The organism is Citrobacter amalonaticus, assembly GCF_001559075.2.
GTDB lineage: Bacteria > Pseudomonadota > Gammaproteobacteria > Enterobacterales > Enterobacteriaceae > Citrobacter_A > Citrobacter_A amalonaticus_F.
Genome location: NZ_CP014015.2, coordinates 3,998,590 through 4,010,910, shown reverse-complemented (window position 1 = coordinate 4,010,910; position 12,321 = coordinate 3,998,590). Strand labels below are relative to the sequence as shown.

Below are 12,321 nucleotides of genomic sequence, written 5' to 3'. Positions count from 1 at the left end.
TGTCTCATGAAGTGAGAGCAAGAACCATGCTCATACAGAAGACGTGCGGCACACTGCAAATGCAAATGAGAGTGATTTCCATTACTATTTATGGATGGCATACTTTGCACTGAAGGTGTTGTTATAGAGCAAATGAATATCTGCGTGGTTTAACTTATGAAGAACTATAATTCTTTGATAGAAAATAACAGATGATTTTTTGGATACAAATAATCTGTTATTTTCAAAATGCTATTATTCCAATAACGTAGGCGATTCCTTGTTTTTTCAAACACATATAAAGCATTAAAACATACCAGAACGAAAATACAGAATATCTCCCTAAAATACTATCCCTATTTGAAATGGATTTTCGGTATAGTGCCTGATAACATGAGATAGATTTGAAAGACTCAAACAAAACCACAGGAAAAATATGAGAATAGGAATAGCCTTCCCCATACTGGTCTTTATCGTCGCTGTGACATTCCTTATGTGGTTTGTCGTTGGCGGATACGCAACACCAGGAGCATAAATCGATGGAGTTTCTGTGGCACATGACACTTGCCATCGTGTTTATGACATATCTGATGATGTGGGCTTTACAAAAATAAAAGGACAAAAGTTCGTTTAAAATTGTAGTCATTTATAAGTGATTTAAGAGGGTGGAATGAACACGTTCAGCATAATCGCGATACCATTTTTTGCTTTGTCAGTGGTTCTTCTGACACTTGGTACTACGAGAAAAAATCGGGCATGCTTCATTGTTGGCGGGGTATTCATGGCTTCCAGTGTAGTTAATGCTATTATCGGTATAGCTATGTAATCGACATGAAATTCATCATATTTACCGCCCTGTCATGTGTAACGGTCTGGTACATACTTTGTATCCTGTGGTGTGATTTACCATTGAAGTAAAGGTTAAATATGAGAGAGAGCCTGTTTTTCATTTCAACAGTTGTCATCTCAGTCATTTTCATCTTCATCTGGATCATCTTTTTTGGTCCTGTGAAAGGTGAAGAAAAAACTTACATTCAGGATTCAACTTTTTTTGCCATAGTGGTTATGGGATTACTCTTGCTTGCATTCATCGCTGTTGCAATGATGGTTCTTTTGCTTTGAAAACAATAATTACTGGATATCCCCCCCTTCTCCGAGCCTGAAATATTACATACGGTGCGGTTACGATAACTATTCTTTCACGCACTCTTGCTTGAAACACTTTTTGTTGTGATGCCTGACGCAGCAGATTTCAGTGCCTGATTGAATGCAACTACCGTGACAGGTTTCTTCTCTGCCTTTACCCTATTCGAATGACTCTGGAAAACATAATCATCCGCTGGATATTTTTTCCTGCGTCTTTGTATTATTTCAATGATTATCGGCGGCATTAACATTTTCATTTCCTTGTAATGCTCCATTTTTTTCAGTGTTATGATCTCTCCCGTAATGTCACTGTAACGAAGCATCCTGAGTCTTCCTACTCCTACAGGCAGATAGTAAAGGCATATCCACAAATCAGCCCATGTATCACTGATATCCAGCAATCTGTGGTTGATTGCTGCAACCTCATAAAACGTAAGCAAATCCCTCTACCTTCCTTAACCTGGCCCTTTCATTTTATTTACTACAGACCAACATAAGAGATCCAGTGATACTTACTCTAAACCCACATTTTGGTAGGTTTTATCAGTATTGGGGATGAGTAAATATTACAGTTTTTTGTATTCCCCCTTCAGCATCGGCCATTACAGGTGGAAACTGAGTATCTTGCTGATCTTTAAACTCAGAGATCACTGTTCAGATACTGAATAAAAAAGGAGCCTAATGGCCCCTTCTTTTACTCGCCTTTCAGCGTCTTTAATTCGGCCTGCAACTCTTCCACCTGCCGCGCCAGAACCTTAACGGCGGAAATGGCATCCAGCAATAACGGGTTGCTGTCCAGCACCAGGTTTACTTCGTCACCGTTGTGCACTTCCTTGACGTAGCACGGATCGATGCTGCGGATCTGCTGGGCAATCACCCCGCGCCGTACACGTCGCTTATCATCATCCTTATAGACGAAGGTTTTTAACTCCATCGCTTTGATGTTTTCCAGCGATAACGTGCCGTCTGTATCAGTGATCTCATCCTTAAGCGTGGAATCACATACGGCTGCTGATGTTACCTTCTGCCAGCCCTGGAAATTGCCTCCCTCTACTGAACGGAACCACATACCGCTATTCCGTCCGCATACCTGAAGTCCGTACTGCCCCGCCGCCGCTATAGCGTGCCCGGTACTTAACCCGAACACGACACCGCCGGTCGGGGTATCGGTGTCGCCAGTTAAGAAATACGTCCTTTGCGTTGAAATGAGTTTCTGCCAGTTACCAAAACTGTTTGTCTGCCCGGGTATGTGCGTTATCACTGAACCACCCAGGCCGTTAGACCTGAATCCATATGATTCCGCCTCAACAAGAACGCCGGATTCGTCATACCGCGATTGTGTAATATTGCCTTCAGCTAAGTTGTTTCCAACCGTATAGCCGGATTGCATAGCCATTTCGTGCACCGTTTTCTCACCGGCACGATAGGCGGATTTAACTTCTCCGCCTTTTACTAATGTTCCAGAATACGGCAAAGCGGCATCCGCGTTAGTAACTGTCCATAACGTATCCGCCGCCGTGAAACCGCCGGACGCACGGATGATCCAGACGCCAGTAAAGCCGTTACCCCGCACCTCGAAAGGCGATCTGGAGTACGCGTTATTAGCCTGCGACGCTTTGAACATTATGATCTGAATGGACGTTGCCGACGTGGCGTGTAGCGCAACGGGTTCGTAGGCGGAGTTAGGTCCGGTGTTAGGTACAAAGGGGCCGCTCGCTCCGATAGCGTTATTAACCAACGCATTACCCGAAGCCGCAGATCGCGCTTGTCTTAATAGTAAATTACCTTCAATTTCCGGCGCGCCGTTCTCAAATACGGTGCCTGGAACATAATAACCACCACCATCGCCACGACCATAAAGGCCCCGGACAGAGCCGTCTTGTACGCCGTTCATATCAGGAACGCGGAAAGTTGTTGATCCGTTTCCGTTAGAATAATTCCCTCGTTTGGTCTTGTCAGACAGCCAGATAGCATCATCGATCGGCGTGTGCATCTGCGCATGCGCCCATAGTTCGGGCCAGTCGGCGCGGTTCAGGATCTGCCCATCGGACAACACTGCCCACGCTGGGACAAATGCGCGGCTAGTCCAAAGCGACGGCATACCTACGCCGAAGTTCTGCACACCGTTCATGGTCGGCCCTGTGCCACCACCGCCAGATACGTAGTTTTCAACCCAGCGTTGTGTTGTTGCGTCGTACGGGTTTACCGGGTCTCCTGCCAGCGGAGTAGACCCAAGAGGGCGGAGGTTAAGCCAGGCGGCTGCACGGTCCGCCAGGTCTGACAGGTTAAGAGATTTAACGAGTGCCTCAACAGGGTTGTGTGATGCTGCTTCTTCTGCTGATTTTCTCGATTTCTCCGAATAATGAAACGACGAATATTCGTTACCTGTTACCGGATTATCCTCCGGATTAAGCGCATATTTACGAGCCAGGTCCTTATAGCCTTCAGCATTCGTTTCACTCTGGGCAGCCTCAGTGGCTGAGCCCTGCGCGCCAGTTGCAGCAGTGGACGCTGTCTGCGCATCAGTTGATACCTGCTGAGCAGTGTCAACGACCGTGTTTTTATCGGCTTCAACCTGCTGCACATCTTGGTTGATTTGTGCGGCAAGTTGATTGAGATAATCAACATCAAGTGTACTCAGCGTGGCGGCAATACTCTTCCAGGATGGTCCTGAAAACGAAGAGCCATCAGGCAGAAAGACAGTAATATTTCCGTCCACGCTGAATACGGATTGCCAGTTTTGTTTGTCATAGTTCAGCCCACGCAACGCCTCGGTGCTTTGTACCACCAGCTCGGATGTAACCTGGTTCTGCGTGACTCGTGGTACTGCATTCCACGCGGAACCTTGCTGTGTAGGGCCGGGATATTTTCTGATGAGGGTGATTTCAGTATCACCCTCGACGGACTTAACCGGGAGGGTGTAAGTAACGCCACCGACGGTAGCAACAACGAAATCACCGGCGGCCAGTTCCGTAGAAAATGAGGTGCCTACCCCGGAGACCAAATCTGAGTTATTGGTCAGGGTTAATGTTCCTGCTGACATAACGGTTCCTCAATACATATTGGGTAAAATAAGAATCGGCATGGTGATATTTCTGTTTCTGGTCATGTCCCAGCCATTGCTGTAGTAGTTACCCACAACCTTGTTGTATGCCGACCTGACGTTTCCGTTTGACATAACCACACCTTTGGTTCTTAAGTTCCCGTAACCACCATTCATACGAACCTGAACCCCGGTATAAGTAATCTGGCAAAACCCGTTATTAATGTTCTGGAATGAATCAGTAATCTGAAGCTGTCTGTCATAAACAAACGGGCGTTTACGAGTGGAGAAAGTTACCTGTCCTGCGGCATTAGTCATGGTAATGCCATCACCGCCAACAGGTGCGGTCTGGTTAAATATTACAAGGTCTATAGTTGCACTTCCGGCAACATCATCTCGACCTGAATAGGAGATATCACGAACGATGATATTCGCACCATCAAACCCAACCGAAACATTCGGGTTGCTCCACTTACCAAATGGGATACCGCTAACCGGGAGTGGTGCACTACCATTTACAGTGATTCGCCCTGTATATGCACAGGTCATTAATTTCGCGGCGTTTGATATCGCAGTAAAATTGGTTGAGCTTGAAACAAATAATCCTTCGTTGTATGTCTGGGCGGATAATATTTCCATTACATAACCAGACCAGTCCGGGTAAAAACTGCCACCTCCTAATGTTTCCACGCTAATTATCACCCCTGAATTTCCATTTCTGGCTACGTTCCCCATCATCGCAACGTCATAATAGGAAAAGTCAATAATGGAAATGGGATTAGTGGGGATAACAATCACCTGAGAACCAGCGACCAGTGATGTATTTACCGGATACTGACTCTCCTGTGATGACAAACCAGAAAACGATGTGCAGAACGACGGGGCACGAAGCCCCGCTGTAATAGCCATCACTGGCCTGCCATCGTTATAATCAATCAGTATTCCTTCCGGCATTATGACCACCTCCCGACGACGACACGCCCCCCACCAGGTAAACTAACCGTGATACCATTTCCATTAATAACGACCGTATTATTCACACCATTAAATGCAAACTGACCACTGTCAGCATAAAATTTCCCATGGAATTCACAATTTCCGTTCTTATCGATATTCCACCCTGCCCCTAACGGCCCTGAAACGAAAGAGGTGGACCGGATATAGTTACCAATTTTGGCGTTGGTGATACTGCCATCCTGAATAAGCGCATCGCGGATAAATACCTGTCCGTTAAAGACAAAGAAAGCTGCGGTGTAATTTCCCGGATCGCTACCAGAATAAATGCCGAACTGATCAGCAGCAAAAACCACTGTGGATTTATATGTGCTGCCCGATGGCTCGATGGACATGCCAAACCCGGTGTTATATTTCACACCGTTTCTGACAATACCAAGGTTCAGTTCGTACGACGCTTTCGCAGTGCCATCGTTTTTCACTTCGGCTGTTAATTTCTGATTTACAGCCGCCATCAGTAACCCATCTGGCCCGATCTGCGCCTGTACATAATCAGCCAGCTCAGCATATGCGCCATCAAGATTTGCAACTGTGGTGGCAACCGTCATGACTTCAGCTTTAACTTCGCCGTACTGCTCAAACTGACGCTGTACCGTGCCGTGATTGGCGAGGGCATTTTCCATTATGCCTTCAAGGTTTGTATCAACCCCGCCTTTAACGTTCTGGAATGCTTCAGAATTCTGAACAGAATCATCAATGAGGTCGATCAGGCTTCCTGTATCCATTGAGCACATAGCAGGAACTTCGATAAATGCAGAAGCACCGAATGCGTTAATGGTCCTGATATACCAGTAATAGGTATGCCCGACCTGCAACTGATTGCTGGTCCACGTGGTGCCCATCCCCTCTCTGCTGGCATTGCCCTCAACGATCTCAGTTGAGGTGCCCGACAGTTGCGTCTCACCTGATGTCCAAAAATCGAACTGGGTGGAAACGTTGGTGATAGCAGCAAGGCGGGGGATCATCGTCACCGCAAAGAAACCCTGCTCAATATCAACATGCGAGGGCGGCGGCGGCGCTTCAACACTGAACTCAAGATAAGCTTCCGGCGATTCTGCCCCCATCTGATTCACCGCTGAAACATGCGCCGTGTAGGTATTCCTTGGCAACCCAGTCAGACGAGTGAAAGAACCCGGCACCTGAACAGAAAGCACCATCTGGCCATTGCGACGAATGACGACTTTGTTATAGACAACCTGCCCGATATTTTCCCAGGACAGTATCCCCTGGACCACCTGACCGATTTCTTCGACGGTGTACTTCATGTTCTGCGGCTGGGCAACACCACCGGACGGTAACTGAGTGAATGGAGGGCGCTCTATAGGCTTGCCAACAGCATCACCCCATACATCAGCCGTTTCCTGTTTCAGTGTCAGTTGCACGCCGTTCTGCACACCGAATTTCCAGTCCGTCACCCGCATCTCAACGTTCACGATGCCAATAGACGGGAAATTGACCTTCACATACATTCCAGGACGATATCGGTAACCGCTGAGATTCAGCGTAACGTTCATCGTTCTGGCAATACGGGTACGCTTTAACTTCACATCAGCCAGGCGCTGCGCCTGAAACTCACTCGTCACAAATCGCAGTTTCATATCCTGCGAGATTTCGACGCCGTCCTCCGCCACCCACTCGCTTACCGATACGGATGGGAAATCAGCTTCAGTAAATCCCTGTTGCGGATCGACGAATGTTCCCTTGATAGTGTTAACACGCTCCGACTGGGAGACTTCCGGCATGATTTCGATATCACCGGCCAGCTGGCTTTCGGTGATCACTTCCGTTGCCGGGCCATAGTACGCGCCAACCAGCAAACCATGCTTACCGGCAATATAGGTCACGTCTCCTGCACAGGCCGCAAGCATCCCCTCCAGAATGCTCACCTTGTTTTCGCTGAGGTCAAACTCACCGTTGATCGTGTAGCGTCTTTCGACGGTATTGCCGCCGGTGATCACATCCTCATCGCAGATGTTGGCGGCTTCCTGAAACTGATCCCAGTTAATGTCTGAATCAGGAACCTTCAGGTAGTTGCGGTAATAGTCCAGGATGACCAGCGCTGCGTTATTGCTGTAACCGGTCAGGCCTGTTCTCGGGTCGTATACGACGCGCCCAAATTTCTCTACCTTGATATTGGGAATACCGGACGGGAATTTCTCTGCGCTGAATTTCAGGGAGACACGTAGCCATGTGATCCCCTTGCCGATCATGTCATTTTTCCATGACGGGCAGTTCGACAGCATGAACGGATCAGAGGTCTGCCGGTTCGTGTGCAACTGGAATGATGCATGCTCGGGATAACTGCTGATGGGTTCGTCGCCGAGCCATACCGTTCCGATGCTGGATAATGAATGCCCTGCGAGAGCAACGGCCAGGTGCAACATTTCACCATCATCCTGCTGGCCGGGCTGTTCTTCTGAAAAGAACAACGTACCGGCGGCAGTGGTACGTCCATACACAACCGTTTTGGCGCTGGCCGCTGCACGAAGAACCTGTTTACGTTCTGATGTGTCACGGTATGAATCAATGGATGGTTTTTTGGTGAGTGCCTGAGTTGCAACCTGGGCGGCAACAGTGATAGCCATTGCGATCCCGTAATACTGATATGAAGCAGCAGCACCTGCTGCAACGGTCGCAATGACAGGAATAGCAGCAGGCATTAGCGAACCCTCCAGACACTCAGCGGTTTAACCCGTAAACTCACCAGACCATTTTCACCCGGCACCCAGACCGAGCCGGAATACACCACGCCAGCGCACTTCGCCCCGCCGTTCTCGACAATGGCGATGTCCCCACGCTGAGCCAGTTTCACCGGAACCTCGTCAAGGTATTTGCCAATCACTTTTTCCAGCGTCCCGCCACCTGTAAGAATCGCTTTCTTTGCGCCGGTTTCACTGTCATAAGTTCCACGCCAGTCTGCCGCATAGTCATCGCCACACATGGCCTGAGCGCAGTCTGCCGCAAACAGGCAACAGTCATGTTTGCCCCATGAAAAAGGCCGCTCAATAGCGGCCTTCATCACTGCATTTAGTCTGTTTTGCCAGTCAGGGTGCTTCATGCTTCCTCACTTATAAGTAAACCCTGGCGCATCCTTTTTGTTGCCCCAGAAAATGGAACGCTCAGCCATCTGCGCCACATAGCGAAATATGCGGTCACCAGAATAAGAGGCCTGTTGTGATTCGTCGGTATAGCGATCCGGGAAAGGTCGTTGCCAGTCTTCAAAAATATTACTGATGGTGTACTGAAGAGCGTTGGTCTCTCCGGCAGTGGCCCCGGTACCAGTTACCTTCCCTTTAAACAGAAGATCGGCAACCTGCACCACGCCGTTGTCATCCATCGCAACCAGATAGATTTCAGCATTGCGACCAACACAACGTTCATTCAGTGTTTTGGCAAATAGCGACAGGTCGAGCCCGGAAAGCGTCATCTTCACCTGCGTCGGGCTTGTCGTGTTCGTCTCAGTGGCATCGTCAATCGATCCCATGCGTCCCATGCCGTAATAGACGTAGCCACCCAGCACTATCGTCCCGGTACCGGAATGCACATACACAGTGCCGGATTCAAACTGAATACTGGCAGCGATCACCGCTGTCACCCGGTCGCGGGAAAGCCAGTCAACCATGGCGTCAGAAAATGGTGAATACAACATTAAAACGCCTCCTCAAATTCAATGGTCATTGACGTTATCCCACCCGGTTTACGATCAAATGCGCTCTGCAAGTTATCCGAAAGCTTGAATATCCCCCATGGCTCTCGCACCTCTACCGTACTATTTGCCGCCGGAGATGACCGCAGCATTGGGGATATAGGGATCACAGCAACACCGCTGGAATTGCTGAATACATCCTCAGTCACTTTTTTCAGTTCCGAATTTACAGTCAGGTAGTAACCGGCTTGCATCACTATCGTATTAGCCGGCCAGCCTTTAGTTGAAAGGGTACTTCCTGTTTGATTCGCATCCGCCACTAACACTGTGGCGGCAGTCGAGCCACCATCACGCCCCCAGTCGCGAATTTTCACACGTCCATATTCACCGTCCAGTGACGCCAGTACTGCCTCAATTTTTCTGGCCTGAGCGTCATCCAGAACGTCATAGCCGACAGTACATTTCCACCGGGACCCCGGAAAGCGCGCTACCTGGGATGAGCCATTGAATGGAGATCTGAATGTTTTGGTATTCGACTCGAGATACCAGTGGAGGGATGAAGGGCGAGGCCCTGGCCACTCTAATACATCAGCCATCTGTTAAACTCCTAGTAATCTCCGCCCCTGCCCACGGTTCTGAAAATCCTGAAGCATTTCCTGTCTGGCCTGTCTGGCGCCGTCGCTAGCCCCTTTTCTGGCAGCATCTTCCATTGCTCGATTCAATGCAGCGTCGCCATTTCCTGAAACATGAATCGTTTGCTGAACGATTATGTCGCCAGAGAAACCTCCCCCCTGCTCTCCCATCATCCTGACCCCCAGATTCCCGTCAGGCGTTCTGGCAAGAGGCATAATTGCTTCCGGTCCGGCTTCACCAAATACACCAGCGCCTTTAGCGAAGGCAAAAAGCTTTGGTGAATCAAATACACCGCCAGAATATGCGCTAAGTGATGGAGAGTCATAAACCCCACCTTTAGCATTTTGTTTGAAGAAATCCAGCCCACTTGATGCACTGCCATAGACTCCGGAAGGAGTTGATCCACCGCTGTTCGCTGAACCAAATAACGAGCCCCAAATACCTGCGCCTTGCATTGATTTGATGCCGTTTACGATCATCGCGTTCAGTAACACTTTTTGAAGGGACTTCAGAACGCTCATAGACCACTCGTTCCAGTCCGCTTTACTACCGCTCAACCCGTCGGCCATCGTATCGACAAGGCCACTCATCGCTCCCTGAACAACGCCAGACATCTGGGTAGAATACGTCGATGCTGTATCCATCCAGTTTCGCCCCCCCTGCTCAACGCCGCCCAGCCAGTCATTGTTCATCGCGTCGAGGTCTTCATAGTGTTGCTGCATTATTGCCCTCTCACGACCTAATGCATCAGTCAGCATTTGTGATTTAGCGTTATACGTCTCCTCGCTCATACCTTTCGATTTATCTGCATAATCACGATCAAGTTGCTGTCGCTGGGCATTATATTTTTGTTCCAGTTGAAGCAGTTCTTGCATCTGTTTCTGCTGCTTCTCACCCAGACCGAAACCAGAATCCTGAACAGCATAGCTGGCTCGCAAATTATCCAGCCCCATCTCAAGCGTACTGCGATACGATGCAAGTTCCGTCGCCTCCTTCATCAGGCGGTTATTTTTCTCCTGTTGGGCATTGCGCTCCATCAATGAAGTAATTTCGTCTTTACGAAGCAGTAGCGATTTTTGTGCGGTAGTTAATTGGGATGGTGATCGTGTTTCCAGAGTGGAAAGCTGTTGACGCCATTTGATGAGTTCCTGTTCAGAAGAAGACAGTTTGTTTGTTGCTTCAGCCTGAGTAACCAGCAGGGCGTTTTGCTGGTTGAGCTGATCAATCATACGTTGCCCTGCATCTTCAGTAGCGGCTTTACCTTTTGGCGCTGCTGGCGTTTTTGGGTCTTTGTACATTTCATTAATGCGAGAAACATTTTTCGCATACTGATCCGCACTGATCGCCCCGGCATCCAGAAACTTCTTCTGTTGCTGAATCGCCTTGTTTCTCTTATCAGCATTCGACAAGAACTGCTGGTTGACGCGATCCGCTTCCTGCTGGGTTTTGATGCGTTGCTGCTCAGCCTTATTTGCTTCAGACACAGCACCACTGACATCAGCTTGAGCTGTCATCGTGAGTTGCAGGATGTTTAACTCCTGCTCAAGCTCATTACGTCGAGCACCAAAAACAGCTTTCCCACCAACGGCGTTATCGATCCAGTCCAGTTCCTTACGAATTTGTGCAATGCGTTCATTACCGCCAGAATCTCGCCCAACATCAAGCATGGCATCCCAGGCGCTTTTTGCGGCTCCAGCCAAACCATTCCATGCCTTTTCCAACAAACCAAGATTCTGTTGAATGTCAGTTGCACGCTGCTGCATGGTGTTTGCATATGCGTCTGTAGCGACACGTGCCGCTTCCTGCTGGTTACCTTCATCCTGAAGGGCTTTAATCTGGTTGTAAGTCGCCAGCGTCAGGAAGTGGTACTGGTCATTTAGTTTGGTGATTGCATCCAGCGGATCGGCGGCTATTTTGTTGAAGTCGTCCACCAGTTGATCGGTCGCAATACCAGTGGCTTCACTCGTTTTAACAACGGCAGTTGTCACGCGCTCAAGCGAATCACCGGCAACCTTTCCAGATTCCACCAGTAGATTTAACGTCGATGCCGCTTTACCAGTGATAGAGTTTGCCGCCACACCAGCGCGCGCAGCGATATCAGCCAGTTGGCTTGATGTTTTCCCTACCTGATTACCCGTCAGGATAAGTGATTTATTAAAAGCGTCCTGTTCCTGGCTCCCCTGGTAATAAGCCAATCCAAGAACACCAACAGCGGCTGCCGCCAGGGTGAAAGGGTTAACCAGCCCAAGAATATATCCCCCCATAGCCTTGGCTGCAGGACCAATGCCGCCGAACATGTCCTTTAACTGACCGCCCTGCTGTAACAGAACCATCAATGGTGGTTGCCCTGCGGCTAAGCTTGTGACGATATCGGTCATTTGCATCGGAACAAGTCGCATGGCAAAAGCGGTCTGCTTTGCAGACATGCCAGTATTTTTCAACTGGTCTGAAAATCCAGTGAGACGGTTACGTGCCTCATCGATTTTTTTCGAATAGACATCAAAAGTCTCATCGTCCAGCATGTCTTTCGACTTGAATTTCGCCAGTTGCTGCCGTTGTTTATCCAGCTTATTCAGCGCAGCATTAACCGGATCAATGCGGTCAAGCAGTTCCGATAATGCTGCCGATTCTTCCTCGGTGGCTTTTGTTACCTTCCCGGCGCTGGCCGCTGCTTTCTGCCCCCATTCAGTCAATCCATGTAGGGCGCTGGTCAGGCTTTCTGCTTTTTTTTCTGCGCCTGTGCTGTCGATGATGATGGCGAGGCGGGATGTCTGCTCTGACATTGCGATCTCCAAACGGAAAAAACGCCTTTCATTAGCGATTTTTTAAGGTATTAATGTTCGTTGCCGATATAACTAAA

At 48.9% G+C, this 12,321-nt stretch carries 9 protein-coding genes and 1 pseudogene; 1 reads left to right on the top strand and 9 read right to left on the bottom strand.

Going from position 1 to position 12,321, the window contains the following annotated elements; all coding sequences use genetic code 11:
- The first annotated feature begins 415 nt into the window (after window positions 1-415).
- Window positions 416-514 (top strand): YoaK family small membrane protein, encoded by a 99-nt coding sequence (locus AL479_RS23895; RefSeq protein WP_146109682.1) that lies wholly within the window; start codon window positions 416-418, stop codon window positions 512-514.
- Window positions 515-1,178: 664 nt separating this feature from the next.
- On the opposite strand, the gene AL479_RS19415 is transcribed toward AL479_RS23895, so the two are convergent.
- From AL479_RS19415 to AL479_RS19380, 9 genes and pseudogenes are all read right to left on the bottom strand, one after another.
- Entirely contained in the window at window positions 1,179-1,565 is a 387-nt protein-coding gene (locus AL479_RS19415) for a hypothetical protein (protein WP_061077256.1), read from the bottom strand.
- 254 nt (window positions 1,566-1,819) lie between these two features.
- Window positions 1,820-2,194, bottom strand: coding sequence for a tail fiber domain-containing protein (locus AL479_RS24250; protein WP_225851916.1), 375 nt, complete (start codon window positions 2,192-2,194; stop codon window positions 1,820-1,822).
- 1,569 nt (window positions 2,195-3,763) lie between these two features.
- Window positions 3,764-4,168 (bottom strand): annotated as a pseudogene (locus tag AL479_RS24245) (hypothetical protein); the annotation flags it as partial.
- Between the two features lie 9 nt (window positions 4,169-4,177).
- Complete coding sequence (locus AL479_RS19405; RefSeq protein ID WP_061077254.1) at window positions 4,178-5,122, bottom strand: DUF6453 family protein; 945 nt, start codon at window positions 5,120-5,122, stop codon at window positions 4,178-4,180.
- Window positions 5,122-7,842 (bottom strand): phage tail tip fiber protein, encoded by a 2,721-nt coding sequence (locus tag AL479_RS19400; RefSeq protein WP_061077253.1) that lies wholly within the window; start codon window positions 7,840-7,842, stop codon window positions 5,122-5,124. The genes AL479_RS19405 and AL479_RS19400 overlap by 1 nt, the downstream gene beginning before the upstream one ends.
- Complete coding sequence (locus AL479_RS19395) at window positions 7,842-8,240, bottom strand: DUF6950 family protein (protein WP_044257088.1); 399 nt, start codon at window positions 8,238-8,240, stop codon at window positions 7,842-7,844. The genes AL479_RS19400 and AL479_RS19395 overlap by 1 nt, the downstream gene beginning before the upstream one ends.
- Before the next feature lie 6 nt (window positions 8,241-8,246).
- Window positions 8,247-8,831, bottom strand: a complete 585-nt coding sequence (locus tag AL479_RS19390; protein WP_061077252.1) for a hypothetical protein — start codon at window positions 8,829-8,831, stop codon at window positions 8,247-8,249.
- The gene (locus AL479_RS19385; protein ID WP_061077251.1) at window positions 8,831-9,424 is read right to left on the bottom strand and encodes a hypothetical protein; all 594 of its coding nucleotides are present in this window, start codon (window positions 9,422-9,424) and stop codon (window positions 8,831-8,833) included. Before AL479_RS19385 ends, AL479_RS19390 begins: the two co-directional genes overlap by 1 nt.
- Before the next feature lie 3 nt (window positions 9,425-9,427).
- Window positions 9,428-12,244: a phage tail tape measure protein gene (locus tag AL479_RS19380; protein ID WP_081093683.1), complete on the bottom strand. Its 2,817-nt coding sequence runs from the start codon at window positions 12,242-12,244 to the stop codon at window positions 9,428-9,430.
- Between the last annotated feature and the right edge of the window lie 77 nt (window positions 12,245-12,321).